Genomic DNA, 16,285 nt, shown 5'->3' on the forward strand with positions numbered 1-16,285 from the left:
ATTTCATGAAGAAACTAGCATTATTATCAATTCTTTTCCTTTTCAACCTTGTATCAGCACAAAACAATGTAGATTATGAAAAGACAAACATTTTAAAGGTTGGTGATAAACTACCTATATTTAGTTATATAAATGAAAAAGGAGAATCTAAAAACATATCAGAACACAAGGGAAAAATAATTTTAATTAACTTTTTTGCTACTTGGTGTGGTCCGTGTATTCAAGAAATGCCTCATTTAGAAACTGAGATCTGGAATGTTCATAAAAACGATAATTTCATTTTAATGAGTTTTGGTAGAGAACATAAATTAGAAGAGACCAATGCTTTTATCGCAAAGAAAAAATTCACTTTTCCTATTTATCCAGATGAAGCAAGAGCTATTTATAAACTTTTTGCAACACAATTCATCCCAAGGAATTATCTAATTGATGAAACAGGAACTATTATTTATACTTCAATTGGTTTCAAACAAGATGATTTTGAAGAATTAAAAAAGAGAATTGAAGAGTTAACAAAAAAATAAAGCAGATTTGAAATGATGAATATATTAAAAAAAGTTGTTGTTGCTTTAGGAGGAGTTGACACATCAGAAAAAAATCATGTTGATACTTTTACAGAAAATATCATTACGAAAATTACTGGAGACAAAATTGCTTTGACGTCAAATGGCGGTGGGATTTGGACAGAAATAGCTGAAATCGAAGAGTATGAATTTCTTGATATTTATGTTGTAGGTTTTAAACCTTACAAAAGTTTTAATGGTGCTGAATTGATTTTTATTAAAGATAGAAAAGAAGTTGCTGTATTAAATTCAGACACAAAAGAAATTGTTAGTACTCATTCAAATGTTACCGAACGTTATTTAACATCGGTTAGTTTTGAAATCACAAACAAAAATTTAGATTTTCTTTTTGATAGAGAATGTCATAAAGTAATCTTTAAATGTAATAATAAACAAGAAGAATTTGAAATCTTAAAATAAAGATGCAAATCCAAAAAATAGAATTCATCCTATACGTTTCAAACCAAGAAAAAAGCACAAAATTCTATAAAACGATTCTGCAACAAAATCCAAGTTTAAATGTACCTGGAATGACTGAATTCACCTTAAATGAATTTGTAAAAATAGGTTTAATGCCCAATGATGGAATTGCAACAATCACTACTCCAACATTGCCGCATCCAACATCGGGAAATGGAATTCCAAGATGTGAATTGTATCTTCGAGTAGAAAATATTGAAACTATTTTTGAAGAAGCAAAAAGAGCTGGAGCAATTGAAATTAGCCCAATAGCATTAAGAGATTGGGGCGATACAGTTGGTTATGTTGCGGATTTTGATGGACATGTGATTGCTTTTGCAACTAAAATTTAAATTATTATGCAAACAAAAACTTATAGTATTGACGAGTATATTAATAATTTTCCTGAAAATGTTCAAAATATTTTAACCAAAATAAGAACGATTATTCAGGAAATTGCTCCTGAAGCCACAGAAAAAATAAGCTACGGAATACCTACTTTTTACTTTAACGGAAATCTTGTACATTTTGCAGCTTATAAAAATCATGTAGGTTTTTATCCAGGCGCTTCTGGGATTGAAAAATTTCAAAAAGAAATTTCAACATATAAAAACTCAAAAGGAACTGTTCAATTTCCATTAAACGAAGATTTACCTATTGATTTGATTAAAAAAATTGTTGCTTTTAGAATTAACGAAAATAAAATAAAAAAATGACTTTATCACTTGAAACTCCTGCGCTTTTATTCTCTGCAACTTCGCTTATTTTATTAGCCTATACGAATCGATTTTTAACCATTGCACAAATTGTTCGTGGGCTAAAGAAAAATTATGACGACAATCAAAACAAAAGTATTTTATTAGAGATTAAAAACCTAAACTTACGATTAACACTTATCAGATATATGCAATTATTTGGTGTAATGTGTTTATTTTTATCTGTATTTGCAATGCTTTTATTATATGTTAACCAACCTACAATTGGCATTTATATTTTTGGAGCAAGCTTACTTAGTTTACTTATCTCATTAGGTATTTCATTTTGGGAAATCAGTATTTCAGTAAACGCACTTCGTGTACACTTAAAAGATTTATCTGAGGATGTTGAATAATTTTTACTTTTCATTAAACCTTTTTAGTTATACAATGTCTAAATAGAATAATCGCTAAAAAAACAACTATGAAAAATTTAAAATTTTACACTTTTGGACTTCTATTAATGTCTTTAAGTTTTGTTTCTTGTAATAGAGAAGAAAACCTAGCACTTGATAAAGAATTAATAAATGCGTCGGCAGATATTGATTTAACAAATGAATTAGATTTTAATTCTGGAATTGATGTATCTAGCGATAATTCAAGTTACTCTGATAAAAATTCTCTTCAAACAAACGCAATTGCTCCTTGTGCATCAATAAACGTTAACAACACAACTCCTGGTGTATTCCCTAAAGTATTTACAATTGATTTTGGAACAGGATGCACCTACAATGGCATGACACGTTCTGGAATTATTACTATCACAATTACAGATTATGTAATGAATAACGGAAGTATCATGACTATTGAAAGAGGAAATAATTATTATGTAAACGGCAGAAAAGTAGAAGGCACAGTAGTCTATGAAAATACAACTACAAACACAGCTATACCTCAGTGGACACGAACAATTACGAATGGCAAAATAACTAATCCAGCAGGTGTAGTTTTTAATCATTATGGCACCAGAACTGTAAAACAAACTGCTGGGGTAAACACATTAATATTAGCTGATAATATTTACGAAATCACTTCTGGAAACCACACAATTACCAAAACAGGTGGTACATCTTTAAGTGTTACAGTGGTTGAGCCTTTAATTAAAAAATATGCTTGTAGTCATATTTCACAAGGGCAATTAGACTTACAAGGAAGTGTTCTTGATGGAATCTTAGACTATGGAAACAATACTTGTGACAACTTAGCCACCTACACACATTCAAACGGAACTATTTATAACGTAATATTGTATTAATTATGAAAAGATTATCCTTTCTTTTGTTGCTAATTCTAGGAATTACAACAAGCTTTGCTCAAGATGATGATAAAAATGATTTACCAGAATACACGGGTGAAAACTTTAGTCTAGAAGGTGCATTAGCATTATTCAAACAAGCAAATTCATTGGAAGAGTTTGAAAAATTAATCAATGAAGAAAACAACAATGTCAACAATCTTGATTTAAATAATGATGGAGAAATTGACTATATTGTGGTGCAAGACATTCAAGAAAATGATACCCACGTAATTATTTTAAGCACTTATTTAAGTGAAAAAGAAAAACAAGACATTGCAACAATTGGTATAGAAAAAACAGGAAACGAAACAGCAATACTGCAAATTGAAGGCGATTCAGAATTATATGCCGAAAACACTATTGTAGAACCTTTTGAAGTAGATGAAAAGATCGAAAAATCAAAAGGCGGACCAAATGTTCCTGAAATTACAACAACTGGCGTAGTAATAAATGTTTGGTTTTGGCCAAGTGTACGCTTTTTATATGCGCCAGGTTATGTAGTATGGGTTTCTCCTCACAGATGGGGATTCTATCCAAGATGGTGGAAACCTTGGAGACCATATCGTTACTCTGTTTTTTACGGAAGATGTGCACATCATCGAGTATCTTATCACAGAACAGCAACACATAGAGTTGTTGTTGCTCGAAAAGTATATGCGCCAAGAAGAAGCAAATCAACTGTAGTAGTACATAACAGAAGAGGAACTACGGTAATACACAAAAGCAAAAGAGGGAAAACTACGGTCGTAAAAACAAAACGTCGTGGTGGTAGAAGATAAGGGTTAGTTTATTATATTATTTGGAGTAAAATCTCGTTTAATCTAATTTTAAACGAGATTTTTATTCTACAATCCACAGCAAAACTGGTCTTTTTGACTGCTGTAAACGAGTATCAAGCTTTTTCATAAATTCGTTAGAAACAGCTGGACAACCCCAACTCAAAGGTGAATATTTTGGAAACACTTCGTTGTTTTTTACAGCGTTCCATGAATGCAAAACAACAACTCGTTTTTCAGCATTTATATTAGACGCTTCTAATCCGTGAAGCCAATATTTTACATTTATTCCCCATGAACTATAATCGCGATTACCGATTTTATATTTTCCTTTCATGGAACAATGACTATCAACTCTATGATCAAACTTTACCTTTTCCCACTTTTCTGGATTTTCTTCAAACTGATCGCAACTCCCATGTGTTACAAGACTTTTTTCCAAGACTTTTTTAGATGCAAAATCATAAATAAAAAATCTATTTTTACCCGAATGGACACTTAAATCAATCAAAAAATAATATTCTTCACCAAACTTCTCTTTCTGACAAAATGCTAATGCTTCTGCGTGAATTTTAGAATAATCTTTTGGAGCATCAATATTTCTTTCGGCATTATTGCAACATAAAAAACTAAGAATAGCTAGTAGTAAAAAGTGTTTCATATTTTAAGTAAGTTAATTCTAAGATAAAAACTCATTTTCTCTTTTTTTATTTAAACCTTTTGTGTTAAATAAAGTCTAAAATTTATATTCAATACAATACATTATGAATAATTCAAATCTTTGGTCTCTTCGCTTAGGATTTTCGGGAAATCAGGCCCAGAAAATTAATACTATTGGAATTGAAAAATTTCTAAAACAATCTTTTACAGCTTCATTTGAAAATAAAATGCCCAACTGTTTAAAAGATGATCCAAAAACTTTAAGTGAACTGAAAGATTTTAGAGAAAAAGTAAAAAATATCAATTCAGAAACTGCTAAAACCGAATTAAAAAAACAAATCAAAAACAGTATTGAATTAAGAAAATGGTGGGTTAATGAAATTAGAAAACAAGAATTTCCATTACGAGAAAAAATGGTGCTCTTTTGGCACAATCATTTTGTAACTACTTCGCAAAAAGTTAAAGTAAATTGGTGGATTTATCAAAATAATTATTTATTGAGAGAAAATGCTTTTGGAAATTTTAAACAATTAACCAAAATAATGATTCAAACCAACGCTATGGTTCGTTATTTAGATAATGTTGACAATAGAAAAGGTAAAATAAATGAGAATCTAAGCCGTGAATTATTAGAACTATTCACATTAGGCATTGGAAATTACACAGAATCCGACGTCAAAAATGGCGCAAAAGCATTGGCGGGATTAGGATTAGGTGAAATGGAAGCTAAATACAGAAAACCTTTTGAAGACAATGACATCATTACCTATTTAGGAAAAACTGGAAATTTTAAAGCAGATGATTTAGTGGATATTATTTTTGAACAGCCAAATATTCCATATCTCATTACTCGAAAAATCTTAAAATGGTTTATTTATGATAATCCAAAAGAAGAATTGGTAAAATATTATGGTGATTATTTAAGAACAGTAAATTTTGAAATTGAACCTTTGCTTTTAAAAATGATTACCGAAGAATATCCAAAAAATACAGCTGGAAGCAAAATAAAAAATCCATTAGAATATATTTTACAGCTTATCGAAGCCTTACAAATTAAAGAAATGGACGAAGCCATCATTGTTTTTTTCTTAAAACAACAAGGCATGGATTTGTTTAATCAACCTAATGTTAAAGGATGGGATGGTGGAAAATCATGGCTAACATCACAGCTTTATTTACAACGTAACAATGTATCAGATTTGCTTTGTAATGGAAGAAACATCAACCGAAAATCGTTCAAAAATTTACCTGAAGATGGAGAAGAACCTAAAATTTCATTAGAAAAAATCGATATAAAAATCAATTTTAATCCAAAAGCAACTAACAAGCAAATCATCAAAGAATTAAGTGATACTTATTTGTTTCAAGTAGATGAAATATCGCAAAAAGACATGGAAACTATTTTAAAGTATGATTTTGATGCCGAAGCCGAAAATGCACAACAAGCTGTCATTAGATTATTCAATTTCATAACCAAACTACCAGAATTTCAATTAATTTAAACCATTTGCTATGAACAGACGTAATTTTTTATCACTCACAGGTACATTTACTGGAGGAATGTTAATTTTGCCAGAGTTTCTTCATGCTTTTGGTAATCAAACGCAATTTATTCAAGGTAATTCTTCAATTGTATTTATTCAATTAAATGGAGGTAATGACGGATTGAACACTTTTATACCATATGAAAATGAGTTATATTATGATTTACGTCCAAAAATTGCCATTTCAAAAAACGAAGTCATTGGAAAAAACAAAGGTATGGCTTTCCATCCTGCCTTGAAAGGATTTGCTACAATGCAACAAAATGGACATTTATCAATAATTCAAAATGTGGGATATCCAGAACCAAATCGTTCCCATTTTCGTTCTCAAGAAATTTGGCAAACAGCCTCAGCATCAAATCAATATCTTAATGAAGGTTGGTTAGGGCGTTATTTAGATTTACAATGTATAGAACACACACCTACAGCGGCTATAAACCTTGACAACATTGACAATTTGGCATTAAAAGGCACAGAACCAAATTTCATTACAGTTAAAGATCCTAATCGTTTTAAATCAAAATCTGAAACAGAAAGCACACAACTTTCAGATAATCCACAATTAGATTTTGTTAGAAAAATTGCAAATTCAATTACCGAAGGTGCCGACGAAATCCAAAAAGCATTAGAACAATCTAAAACTGAAATCAACTATCCGAAAACGCAACTGGGTAAAAACTTAGAATGGATTGCTCGATTAGTAAAAGGAAATTTAAATTCGAAAGTATATTATACTTCTCAAAATGGATACGATACGCATGACAATCAATTAGCCATTCACAACAATAAACTAACCGAATTAAATGATGCAATATTTAGCTTTTATTTAGAATTAAAACAAGCTAATCTACTACAAAATGTTACAATAGTAGTGTTTTCTGAATTTGGACGTCGCGTAAAAGATAATGGAAATGGAACAGATCATGGAACTGCTGCTCCACTATTTATTATAGGTGGAAATAATAAAGGAACTATTATTGGAAACAATCCAAATCTATCCAATTTAGACAATGGTGATTTAAAATTTGAAACCGATTTTAGAAGCATATATGCAACACTTCTAGAACAAAAACTCCAATTTGATTATACAAAAATTGGAATCAAAAATCAGATTCTAAACGAATTGTTTTAATTTATTTAATTTCTGAATTCAGAATTATAATTTCTAATTCCCTATATTTGCGCCCCCTAAAAAATCAGGAGATGTCAAATAACAATATAATCAAAGGCGTTTTTTTAGTAGCTCTAGGAGCTACTAGTTATGGAATGTTAGCAACTTTCGTAAAATTAGCTTACAAAGAAGAATTTACTACAGCCGAAGTAACTTCATCTCAATTTATTTATGGAATTATTGGAATTTTAATCATCAATTTATTCCAAAGAACTAAAAATAAAAACACTGCTATAAAAGCAAGTCCTAAAAACATTTTACAATTAATGCTTGCAGGAACTTCTCTTGGTATGACAAGCGTTTTTTACTATTTAGCAGTAAAGTACATTCCCGTTTCAATAGGAATAGTATTGTTGATGCAAACGGTTTGGATGGGTGTATTATTAGAATGGTTTTTAGATAAAAAAGCGCCATCATTACAAAAAATTATTGCTGTAATTATAGTTTTAATAGGAACAGCTTTAGCAATAAATATTTTCAAAATAAATTTTAACGATCCGAATATTGATTGGGCAAATGGATTATTTTGGGGATTATTAGCCGCAACTTCATTTACAACCACAATGTTCACAGCAAACAAAGTAGCACTTGGAATTTCATCTGCACAAAGAAGTTTGTATATGCTTTTGGGTGGAGCAATAATTGTTTTTGGCTTCAGTCTTTACACCCAAACCACTCCTTTTAACTTTGAAATTTTTACAAAATGGGGAATTGTTTTAGCTCTTTTTGGAACAATTATCCCACCAATGTTACTAAATGCAGGTTTTCCTAACACAGGAATTGGATTGGGAAGTATTGTTTCTTCATTAGAATTGCCTGTTTCAGTAATGATGGCTTTCTTCCTTTTAAACGAAGAAGTTTTAGGAATTCAATGGTTAGGAATTACATTAATCATTTTAGCTATCATAATCATGAATATTCAGTTCAAAAGAAAATAGTCAAACAAAAAATAAGTAAATTAGCGGTGTCATTCATCGCTTTTTTTATGCTTAATTTGTTCCCAAAAGAAAAAATAATTTTACCATTACCCGATGCAATTTTTGAATTTTATCCTAACTTCTTTTCTAAGGAGGAGGCAGATATATTGTTTGAAAAATTAGTAAACGAAACACCATGGCAACATGATGAAATTGCAATCTTCGGAAAAAAAATATTGCAACCACGATTAACATGTTTGTTTGGAAATGAAGGAAAACCATACTCCTACTCAGGATTAACTATGCAACCCCAACCATGGAACAATACAATAATGCATATAAAAAATAAAGTTGAAGCCAATTGTGATGAAAACTTCACAACCGTTTTAGCTAATTTATACCGAGATGAAAAGGACAGTAACGGTTGGCATGCCGATAACGAACGTGAATTAGGCAGAAATCCAATAATAGCATCTGTTAGCTTTGGGGAAGAACGAAAATTTCAGTTAAAACATTGCACAAATAGTAACACAAAATTATCACTAAATTTAAGCCACGGAAGTTTATTACTTATGAAAGAAGGTAGTCAAATTCATTATAAACACCAAATTCCAAAAGCTTCACAACCAAAAAAGAGTAGAATAAATTTAACATTTAGAACAATTTTGTAATTATTCTTCAAAAAACATCTTGCATCAAGCAATATTTTTAAAAATTCCCAAAAAAGTACTTCGCCTATTTTTTGAATTTATTTTTTTACTAATATTGAAGTATTAACCAATAAAAGTTAGAAATAGATTCACTTCATGAAAAAGAAGAAAATTTCAGAATTCGACAACGAAACACTAGATAGAGTTGTTGCTATGGCACAAGAGGAAAAAAAACCTTTTGAAGTTTTAAAAGAAGAATTTGGTGTATCAGAAAATGATGTAACTGAACTAATGCGTAAACGTTTATCCAAAGATAATTTTGAACTTTGGAAAAAGAAAGTTACGGCAAGCAAACCGAAACCAAAACCTATGAAATATAACGATTTGGAAGATGATGATTTAGACAGTAAATATTACTTTAAAAATAAATTTGATTAAAATTTAACTCTTGTTGAACAAGAGTTTTTTTATTTTATGTAGAAATTTGTTACATGCAAAACAATAACTTTACCGAAATTCAAATTGATCGAATTGTTGAAATGGCTTGGGAAGACCGAACACCTTTTGAAGCAATAACTTTTCAGTTTGGCATTTCTGAGCAGAAAACAATTGAAATTATGCGCCGTGAAATGAAACCCTCAAGTTTTAAAATGTGGCGCAAACGTGTTCAAGGCAGAGCAACAAAACATACAAAACTTCGTGCTAATGGAATAGACCGATTCAAATGTAAATTACAAAGACAAATCACAGGTAATAAAATCTCTAAACGATAACTGTAACATTTTATTCATTTCATCTACTTATGCTTATAAACTAAGATTAAAGATGAAAAAAATAATCCTTTCACTAGCTTTAGTGAGTTTTCTTTGGAGTTGTAATTCGACTCAAAAAGCAGCAACAGCAAAAAATGAAGTTGACGTAACTATTGATTTAGTAAATGTAAAAGACGACAAAGTTCAAGTTACAATTGCTACACCAACTTTTACAACTGAAACAGCTACTTTTTTAATTCCTAAAACAGTTCCTGGAACATATTCGGAAGACGACTACGGTCGTTATGTAGAAAATGTTAAAGCATATGACGCAAAAGGAAACACGCTAAAAATTGCAAAAACTGACGAAAATACTTATGTAATTTCTGAAGCAACTAAATTAGCAAAAATCACTTATTTAGTAAACGACACCTATGACACAGAAAGTGGTGCTGGATTTGGCGAAGGAGATGATGTGTTTTCTCCTGCTGGTACAAATATAAATGCAGGTGTAAACTTTATGTTAAACACTCATGGCTTCATTGGTTATTTCAAAGGAAAAGAAGAAACACAATACAAATTAACAGTAACACATCCAGCAAACTTATTAGGCGTTTCTGCAATGACAGATACAGATGCAAGTACTACTTCTGACGTATTTGTAATGCCTAAATATGCTAATTTGGTAGAAATGCCAATTATGTACTCAAAGCCAGATTACACATCATTTATGGTAGATGATATGGAAATTATCATCAGTGTATATTCTCCAACTGGAAAATATACAGCTAAACAAATTACGCCAAACATGGAAACGATGATGAAAGCTCAAAAACGTTTCTTAGGACCTATCAATTCTACTAAAAAATATGCAATCCTACTTTATTTATCTGATATGGCGGGAAAAGATGCAAAAGGATTTGGCGCACTTGAACACCCAACATCAACAACGGTTGTAATGCCAGAAATGATGGGATTAGAAATGCTACAAGAACAATTGAAAGATGTAGTTTCTCACGAATTTTTTCACATTGTCACACCTTTAACAGTTCATTCAAACGAAATTCAATATTTTGACTTCAATAATCCGCAAATGTCTGAACACTTATGGATGTATGAAGGCGTAACAGAATATTTTGCAAACTTATTCCAAGTAAACCAAGGCTTAATCGACGAAAAACAATTCTTTGAAAGAATGGCTGGTAAAATTGCTCAATCTCGTCAAATGAATGATAAAATGAGTTTTACTAAAATGAGTAAAAACGTTTTAAATGCACCTTATAAAGACCAATATATTAACGTTTATCAAAAAGGAGCTTTAATAGCAATGTGCGTAGACATCTTAATCAGAGAAAACAGTAATGGTAAAAAAGGGATCTTAAATTTAATGCAAGATTTAGCAACAGAATATGGTACTAAAAAAGCATTCAAAGACGAAGAATTATTCGGAAAAATTACTGAACTTACCTATCCAGCAGTTGGCGAATTTTTAAACAAATATGTAGCTGGAGAAACACCTATTCCTTACGAACAATTTTTTGCGAAAATGGGCGTAACAGAAGCATCTATCGAAATAACAGGAAATCCATTCTTAAAAGATCAAACCCAACCTTATATTACAGTTGATCCTAATACGAAAGAAATCATGATATTACCTGAAATTGAATTGAATACTTTCTTTACTACTTTAGGAATTAAAAACAATGATAAAATTATCGCAATTAACGATACGGCTTACAACTTAGACAACATCTACGACATGATTATGAAGAGCATGAACTGGAAAGATGGCGAAGCTATTACTGTAAAAATCAAAAGAGACGGAAAAGAACAAATTTTAAAAGGAAAAATTGTAATGCCTAAAGAAAAACAAGACGGTTACCAAGCAACTGATGCTAGCAAAAAAGCAATTAGAGAAGCTTGGTTAAGAGGTTAAAATTACAGACTTTTAAATTTCTAATTAGTATTTCTCTTGGAATTAAAAATAGAATCCTCAAAGTACAGTGTATTTTGAGGATTTTTTATTTACTTTGCGAACTTAAAATAAAAAATTTAAAATGAAGAAAATAGTATTATCATTACTTATAATAATAGCGTTCATATCTTGTGAAAAGAAAGACGGAGCAGAAGGAGAAAATGTACATATTACAGGAAATGTAGAAGGATTAGGTCAAGGTAAATTATACATTCAAAAAATTCAAGATTCTGCTTTAGTGATTTTAGACAGTATTATTATCAAAGGAGATTCTAAATTTGAAAGTAATATCAAATTAGAAAGTCCAGAAATACTTTACTTGTTTTTAGATAGAGGTCAAACTAATTCAATAGACAATAACCTGATGTTTTTTGCAGAACCAGGAAACATACAAATTGAAACTACATTAAAAGAATTTTTTGCTGGGGCTAAAATTACAGGTTCAAAAAGTCACGATTTATGGGTAGAATTCAATAAAATTAACCGTCGTTTTAACGAAGAAAACCTAACATTAATAGAAAAGCGTTTAAAAAACGAATTGAAACCAAATCAAGCCACTTCTGACAGTATTGAAACCGCTTACCAAAAACTTTTGAAAAGAAAATACCGATATACAGCAAATTTTGCAGTAAATCATAGCGATAATGCAATTGCACCTTATTTAGCACTTTCTGAAATTGCTAATATAAATATTACCTACTTAGACACCATTCAAAAAAGCATGAAACCCGATATAGCCAAATCAAAATATGGCAAAATGCTTACTGAATATGTAAAAGAAAGAAAAACTACTGGAAATAATTAAAAGTAAAAAACCACAACTAATTAGTTGTGGTTTTTTATTTACTAAAACATCATAAAACAAAAAACCTCACCGCTAGCGCGAGCATCTTGCTCGTGACTACAATTTCAAATATTCAAAACACACATTATACTTTATGTGCACAAGCGTGACGCTTGCGCTAGCAATATAAAAGATTCTAAATCAAGTACAGAATGTCACAAAACAAAAAACCATCACTTAAAAAGTGATGGTTTCAATTAGAGCCGATGGAGGGACTCGAACCCACGACCTGCTGATTACAAATCAGCTGCTCTAGCCAGCTGAGCTACACCGGCAACTCTAATGCGGTGCAAATATAATTCTGAATTTTAAATTTACAAAAAAAATCTGCACTTTTTATTGCATTTTTTTTAGTTTAATTCGTTTATTTTCGCAACAAATTGATTAGCAGCCGCTTCGTAATCTTTACGAATTTGTTTAAAATGTGCTTTTTTGCTCTCAACGTCTTTTTGATTTGCTCTTGTCATTAAAGAATCAAAAGTTTCGTAGATTTCATCAACTAATTTATCAGAAGCTTCAGTTGGTTTTCCTACTGTAGTCATTTCCCATACATAAACGATATTTACAATATCACCTAAAACGTAGTTGATTTCTTTTTTCAAGTTTTTAACGCTTGCCATTTTTTATTTATTTAAAATTTAATGCAAAATTACATAATATATTTTGTTCTCAATACATTATATCGAAATTTCTAATATTGTCGCTTTACCTTTTAAAGTCAAATGATCTATAATTGCAGGAATCAAAATAGTATCACCCATTTGAAAACGCATAATTTCACCATTCAAAATCAATTCAAATTGACCGTTGGTACACATAAAAACAGTGAAAGATTCTTTAGTCTTTTTCCATATAAAATGATCTTGCAAAGCAACAATATTTGTAACAAAATAAGGACAATCAACCACTTTAGCGGTATGATTTGTTTGCTCTTTATAATCTACTTTAGATGTTGTAATCTGATAATTAATTGCATCCAGAGCTAATTCGGTATGCAATTCTCTCCCCTTTCCATTACTATCAACCCTATCCCAATCGTAAATTCGATAGGTAATATCACTGGTTTGCTGAATTTCGGCAACTACAACTCCAGCTCCAATTGCATGAATAGTTCCTGTTTCTAGAAAAAAAACATCGCCTCTTTTAACTGGATATTCATTTAATAAAGAAACCAAATCTTTAGTTGCTAATTTTTCTAAATATTCTTGCTGATTAGAATCGTTTTTAAATCCAACTACTAAACGAGAAGATGCATCGGCTTGCATTACATACCACATTTCAGTTTTACCAAATGAATCATGACGCTCTTTAGCTAATTCGTCATTTGGATGCAATTGTATGGATAAATCCTCTTTGGCATCTATAAATTTAAACAACAATGGAAATTGTTTCCCAAAACGAGTAACAACTGCCTTCCCTAATATTTCTGTAGGATATAAATCGATTATTTCATTGATGTTTTTACCTTCAAAAGCACCATTATTTACGACACTCACATCGCCAGGAACTGTTGATATTTCCCAACTTTCGCCCGTGGTTTCAGAAATAATTGACTTATTTAGATAAGTTTTCAATTTAGTTCCGCCCCAAATGCGGTCTTTCAAAATAGGTGTAAAAGTTAATGGATAAAACTTCATTGTCAATATAATAAGATTGCAAAGATGCAAAATTTATAGTTAATTATAACTGCTATTGGTAATGCTTTATTTAATAGATTGAAGTGTAATTAATGCATTCGCAATATGATTTTTAGCTTTCATACTATCAAATATATAGATGCATTTTCCATAAGCATCAAAAACATACGTTACTCTCCCTGGAATTAAACCAAAAAGCGCAGTAGGAACTCCAAATAACTTACGTAATTCCCTATTAGCATCTGAGAGTAAGATGAACGGCAACTTGAATTTTTGCTGAAAATTTTGATGCGAAATAACTGAATCTCCACTTACACCGATAACTTCTGCACCCAAATCTTGAAAATCTTGGTAAGCATCTCTAAAACTGCAGGCTTGTGTGGTACAACTTGGTGTATTGTCTTTTGGATAAAAATAAATTACAACTGGTTTGTTTTGTATAGAATTAGAATCAAAAGTATTTCCATCTTGTTTAACAGCTATAAAATGTGGTAACTTGTCTCCTATTTGAATTGCCATAATTAGTTTCCTTTATAGATTACAAAGTTTCTTGGTGTTTCGTATAAAGTAATTTCTAACTCTTTATCTAAAGTAATTAAACCTCTAAGTTTATTCCAAATAATGTAAGCAATATGTTCGGCTGTAGGATTCAATTCCTTAAACTCAGGAACATCTTCGTTCAAATTTTTATGATCAAATGCTTCTTCAATATGCTCTTTAATCAAATCAGACAAAACTTTAGTATCAATAACATAACCTGTTGCTGCATCAACTTCACCAGTTACCGAAACAATCAATTCGTAATTATGGCCATGAAAATTTGGGTTGTTACATTTTCCAAAAACTTCCTGATTTTTTTCCATAGACCAATCTTTTCGATACAATCGATGAGCGGCATTAAAATGGGCTTTTCTTGAAACAGTTACTCTCATGGTAATTTAAAATTTAGAAATTTGAATTCAGAATTAGTGGCTTGGAAATTTAGAGTTTATGATCTTCTAAATAATGATAAAACTCATCAAAAATTATTTTAAACCAAACCGTATAAATTGCTGGATTTTGAACCATATCATCTTTAATTGCTTCAATCTTCATCCATTTCCAACTTTCTACTTCATCATCATTAATAATAGGTTCTCCGTTATAATAACCTATCATCACATGATCCAACTCGTGTTCGGTTAAACCATTATCAAATGGAGCTTTGTATATAAAATGAAATAATTCTTTCAGCTCCACTTCAAACCCCATTTCTTCAAACAAACGACGTTTTCCCGCTTCAATATTAGTTTCACCAGCACGCTGATGACTACAACAAGTATTGGTCCATAACAATGGAGAATGATATTTATGATGCGCACGTTGTTGCAACATCACTTCATTTTTATCATTCAAAATAAAAACAGAAAAAGCTCTATGTAAAACTGCTTTTTCATGCGCTTCCATCTTGTTCATTAGTCCAATTGGCTCATCATTTTTATTCACTAATATTACTTGTTCTTCTTTCATAACTTTTTATATACTTGTCAAAAATACGAAAAAAGTAAGGATATTAAAGTGGTTTTATCGTTTGTGAAAAGTTTAACTTATGTTGAATCAAAACGCATCTTAAAAAGTAAAACATAAAAGAAAGTGCCAAAATGAAAAAGTAAAGCATATTTTGACTACTTTTGTAGCATTGGTAAAGATAATAATTTCTTCTTGCAAAACTTTGACTCAAAGTACTTTATACATTTTTGTTTAATTCGCTTGTGTGTTTTTATCCTTATACTTTTAACATATTATTAATTTTAATTACGAATTACATTTAATGGCTAGACCACAGGAAACTTTTAACAAAAAAGAACAAGAGAAACTTAGAGCAAAGAAAAAGAAAGAAAAACAAGAAAAAAAGGAAGCTCGAAAAGCAAATCCAAAATTATCTGGAGAGGACATCTATGTGTATGTTGATGAAAACGGACACTTGACTAATACACCACCAGACCCTTCTAAAAAAATTATTGTAGATGTAGAAAGCATCGAAATTGGAATTTCAAGAAGAACAGCAGCTGAAGAAGTACCAGTTGACAGAAGAGGAACAATTGATTTCTTTAACGAATCAAAAGGATTTGGATTTATTAAAGAGATTGAAACTGGAGAAAAATACTTTGTTCACATCAGTGGTTTATTAGACGATGTAAAAGAAGGAAACTTAGTAACCTATGAATTAGAAAAAGGCGCTAAAGGAATGAATGCCGTTAGAGTTAAAAAAATATAATTCTTTATAAGATACATAAATACAAAAT

22 protein-coding genes and 1 tRNA gene are annotated in these 16,285 nt (G+C 30.5%); 16 read left to right on the forward strand and 7 right to left on the reverse strand.

What is annotated here, in order from left to right; all coding sequences use genetic code 11:
- Positions 1-5: 5 nt before the first annotated feature.
- From VK164_RS07125 to VK164_RS07155, 7 genes are all read left to right on the forward strand, one after another.
- Positions 6-524, forward strand: a complete 519-nt coding sequence (locus VK164_RS07125) for a TlpA disulfide reductase family protein (protein ID WP_324208695.1) — start codon at positions 6-8, stop codon at positions 522-524.
- 12 nt (positions 525-536) lie between these two features.
- A complete protein-coding gene (locus VK164_RS07130) occupies positions 537-983 on the forward strand; it encodes a hypothetical protein (protein WP_324208696.1) in 447 nt (148 codons plus the stop codon).
- 2 nt (positions 984-985) lie between these two features.
- A complete protein-coding gene (locus VK164_RS07135; RefSeq protein WP_324208697.1) occupies positions 986-1,375 on the forward strand; it encodes a VOC family protein in 390 nt (129 codons plus the stop codon).
- 6 nt (positions 1,376-1,381) lie between these two features.
- Positions 1,382-1,738, forward strand: a complete 357-nt coding sequence (locus VK164_RS07140) for an iron chaperone (protein WP_324208698.1) — start codon at positions 1,382-1,384, stop codon at positions 1,736-1,738.
- On the forward strand, positions 1,735-2,133 hold the full coding sequence (locus VK164_RS07145; protein WP_324208699.1) for a DUF2721 domain-containing protein: 399 nt from the start codon (positions 1,735-1,737) through the stop codon (positions 2,131-2,133). The genes VK164_RS07140 and VK164_RS07145 overlap by 4 nt, the downstream gene beginning before the upstream one ends.
- 68 nt (positions 2,134-2,201) lie before the next feature.
- Positions 2,202-3,032 carry a hypothetical protein gene (locus VK164_RS07150; RefSeq protein ID WP_324208700.1) on the forward strand — a complete coding sequence of 277 codons (831 nt, stop codon included), beginning with the start codon at positions 2,202-2,204 and terminating at the stop codon, positions 3,030-3,032.
- 2 nt (positions 3,033-3,034) lie between these two features.
- The gene (locus tag VK164_RS07155) at positions 3,035-3,853 is read left to right on the forward strand and encodes a hypothetical protein (RefSeq protein ID WP_324208701.1); all 819 of its coding nucleotides are present in this window, start codon (positions 3,035-3,037) and stop codon (positions 3,851-3,853) included.
- 61 nt (positions 3,854-3,914) lie between these two features.
- Here VK164_RS07155 and VK164_RS07160 read toward each other — a convergent pair whose 3' ends face one another.
- Positions 3,915-4,511 (reverse strand): murein L,D-transpeptidase catalytic domain-containing protein, encoded by a 597-nt coding sequence (locus VK164_RS07160; RefSeq protein WP_324208702.1) that lies wholly within the window; start codon positions 4,509-4,511, stop codon positions 3,915-3,917.
- Positions 4,512-4,614: 103 nt separating this feature from the next.
- Between VK164_RS07160 and VK164_RS07165 the strand changes: the two genes are divergently transcribed.
- The 8 genes from VK164_RS07165 (at position 4,615) to VK164_RS07200 (ending at position 12,324) form a co-directional block, all read left to right on the forward strand.
- Complete coding sequence (locus VK164_RS07165) at positions 4,615-6,012, forward strand: DUF1800 domain-containing protein (protein ID WP_324208703.1); 1,398 nt, start codon at positions 4,615-4,617, stop codon at positions 6,010-6,012.
- Between the two features lie 10 nt (positions 6,013-6,022).
- Positions 6,023-7,186 carry a DUF1501 domain-containing protein gene (locus VK164_RS07170; RefSeq protein ID WP_324208704.1) on the forward strand — a complete coding sequence of 388 codons (1,164 nt, stop codon included), beginning with the start codon at positions 6,023-6,025 and terminating at the stop codon, positions 7,184-7,186.
- Positions 7,187-7,257: 71 nt separating this feature from the next.
- Entirely contained in the window at positions 7,258-8,163 is a 906-nt protein-coding gene (locus VK164_RS07175) for a DMT family transporter (protein WP_324208705.1), read from the forward strand.
- Positions 8,164-8,210: 47 nt separating this feature from the next.
- Complete coding sequence (locus tag VK164_RS07180; RefSeq protein WP_324208706.1) at positions 8,211-8,813, forward strand: alpha-ketoglutarate-dependent dioxygenase AlkB family protein; 603 nt, start codon at positions 8,211-8,213, stop codon at positions 8,811-8,813.
- Positions 8,814-8,948: 135 nt separating this feature from the next.
- Positions 8,949-9,230, forward strand: a complete 282-nt coding sequence (locus VK164_RS07185) for a TIGR03643 family protein (RefSeq protein ID WP_166237124.1) — start codon at positions 8,949-8,951, stop codon at positions 9,228-9,230.
- Positions 9,231-9,283: 53 nt separating this feature from the next.
- Entirely contained in the window at positions 9,284-9,565 is a 282-nt protein-coding gene (locus tag VK164_RS07190; protein WP_324208707.1) for a TIGR03643 family protein, read from the forward strand.
- A 52-nt stretch (positions 9,566-9,617) separates the two neighbouring features.
- Complete coding sequence (locus VK164_RS07195; protein WP_324208708.1) at positions 9,618-11,480, forward strand: peptidase M61; 1,863 nt, start codon at positions 9,618-9,620, stop codon at positions 11,478-11,480.
- A 121-nt stretch (positions 11,481-11,601) separates the two neighbouring features.
- Positions 11,602-12,324 (forward strand): DUF4369 domain-containing protein, encoded by a 723-nt coding sequence (locus VK164_RS07200; RefSeq protein ID WP_324208709.1) that lies wholly within the window; start codon positions 11,602-11,604, stop codon positions 12,322-12,324.
- Positions 12,325-12,564: 240 nt separating this feature from the next.
- Here VK164_RS07200 and VK164_RS07205 read toward each other — a convergent pair.
- The 6 genes from VK164_RS07205 to idi form a co-directional block, all read right to left on the reverse strand.
- Positions 12,565-12,638: transfer RNA gene (locus tag VK164_RS07205), tRNA-Thr, on the reverse strand.
- A gap of 75 nt (positions 12,639-12,713) precedes the next feature.
- Complete coding sequence (locus VK164_RS07210) at positions 12,714-12,983, reverse strand: hypothetical protein (RefSeq protein WP_166237120.1); 270 nt, start codon at positions 12,981-12,983, stop codon at positions 12,714-12,716.
- Between the two features lie 57 nt (positions 12,984-13,040).
- Positions 13,041-14,006: a type I phosphomannose isomerase catalytic subunit gene (locus VK164_RS07215; protein WP_414655545.1), complete on the reverse strand. Its 966-nt coding sequence runs from the start codon at positions 14,004-14,006 to the stop codon at positions 13,041-13,043.
- A gap of 60 nt (positions 14,007-14,066) precedes the next feature.
- Entirely contained in the window at positions 14,067-14,519 is a 453-nt protein-coding gene (locus tag VK164_RS07220; RefSeq protein WP_324208711.1) for a peroxiredoxin, read from the reverse strand.
- 2 nt (positions 14,520-14,521) lie between these two features.
- A complete protein-coding gene (locus VK164_RS07225) occupies positions 14,522-14,932 on the reverse strand; it encodes a 6-pyruvoyl trahydropterin synthase family protein (RefSeq protein ID WP_166237117.1) in 411 nt (136 codons plus the stop codon).
- Positions 14,933-14,981: 49 nt separating this feature from the next.
- A complete protein-coding gene (gene idi / locus VK164_RS07230; protein WP_324208712.1) occupies positions 14,982-15,509 on the reverse strand; it encodes an isopentenyl-diphosphate Delta-isomerase in 528 nt (175 codons plus the stop codon).
- A 301-nt stretch (positions 15,510-15,810) separates the two neighbouring features.
- Between idi and VK164_RS07235 the strand changes: the two genes are divergently transcribed.
- Entirely contained in the window at positions 15,811-16,257 is a 447-nt protein-coding gene (locus VK164_RS07235; RefSeq protein ID WP_324208713.1) for a cold shock domain-containing protein, read from the forward strand.
- Positions 16,258-16,285 lie beyond the last annotated feature (28 nt).

This window comes from Flavobacterium sp., from assembly GCF_035299005.1.
Lineage (GTDB): Bacteria > Bacteroidota > Bacteroidia > Flavobacteriales > Flavobacteriaceae > Flavobacterium.

Coding starts and splice junctions, on each gene's coding strand:
- VK164_RS07165 (WP_324208703.1), top strand. CDS start 4,615: ATGAATAATTCAAATCTTTGGTCTCTTCGCTTAGGATTTTCGGGAAAT.
- VK164_RS07235 (WP_324208713.1), top strand. CDS start 15,811: ATGGCTAGACCACAGGAAACTTTTAACAAAAAAGAACAAGAGAAACTT.
- VK164_RS07175 (WP_324208705.1), top strand. CDS start 7,258: ATGTCAAATAACAATATAATCAAAGGCGTTTTTTTAGTAGCTCTAGGA.
- VK164_RS07150 (WP_324208700.1), top strand. CDS start 2,202: ATGAAAAATTTAAAATTTTACACTTTTGGACTTCTATTAATGTCTTTA.
- VK164_RS07200 (WP_324208709.1), top strand. CDS start 11,602: ATGAAGAAAATAGTATTATCATTACTTATAATAATAGCGTTCATATCT.
- VK164_RS07220 (WP_324208711.1), bottom strand. CDS start 14,519: ATGGCAATTCAAATAGGAGACAAGTTACCACATTTTATAGCTGTTAAA.
- VK164_RS07135 (WP_324208697.1), top strand. CDS start 986: ATGCAAATCCAAAAAATAGAATTCATCCTATACGTTTCAAACCAAGAA.
- VK164_RS07125 (WP_324208695.1), top strand. CDS start 6: ATGAAGAAACTAGCATTATTATCAATTCTTTTCCTTTTCAACCTTGTA.
- idi (WP_324208712.1), bottom strand. CDS start 15,509: ATGAAAGAAGAACAAGTAATATTAGTGAATAAAAATGATGAGCCAATT.
- VK164_RS07155 (WP_324208701.1), top strand. CDS start 3,035: ATGAAAAGATTATCCTTTCTTTTGTTGCTAATTCTAGGAATTACAACA.
- VK164_RS07140 (WP_324208698.1), top strand. CDS start 1,382: ATGCAAACAAAAACTTATAGTATTGACGAGTATATTAATAATTTTCCT.
- VK164_RS07170 (WP_324208704.1), top strand. CDS start 6,023: ATGAACAGACGTAATTTTTTATCACTCACAGGTACATTTACTGGAGGA.
- VK164_RS07195 (WP_324208708.1), top strand. CDS start 9,618: ATGAAAAAAATAATCCTTTCACTAGCTTTAGTGAGTTTTCTTTGGAGT.
- VK164_RS07190 (WP_324208707.1), top strand. CDS start 9,284: ATGCAAAACAATAACTTTACCGAAATTCAAATTGATCGAATTGTTGAA.
- VK164_RS07145 (WP_324208699.1), top strand. CDS start 1,735: ATGACTTTATCACTTGAAACTCCTGCGCTTTTATTCTCTGCAACTTCG.
- VK164_RS07225 (WP_166237117.1), bottom strand. CDS start 14,932: ATGAGAGTAACTGTTTCAAGAAAAGCCCATTTTAATGCCGCTCATCGA.
- VK164_RS07180 (WP_324208706.1), top strand. CDS start 8,211: ATGCTTAATTTGTTCCCAAAAGAAAAAATAATTTTACCATTACCCGAT.
- VK164_RS07130 (WP_324208696.1), top strand. CDS start 537: ATGATGAATATATTAAAAAAAGTTGTTGTTGCTTTAGGAGGAGTTGAC.
- VK164_RS07160 (WP_324208702.1), bottom strand. CDS start 4,511: ATGAAACACTTTTTACTACTAGCTATTCTTAGTTTTTTATGTTGCAAT.
- VK164_RS07210 (WP_166237120.1), bottom strand. CDS start 12,983: ATGGCAAGCGTTAAAAACTTGAAAAAAGAAATCAACTACGTTTTAGGT.
- VK164_RS07185 (WP_166237124.1), top strand. CDS start 8,949: ATGAAAAAGAAGAAAATTTCAGAATTCGACAACGAAACACTAGATAGA.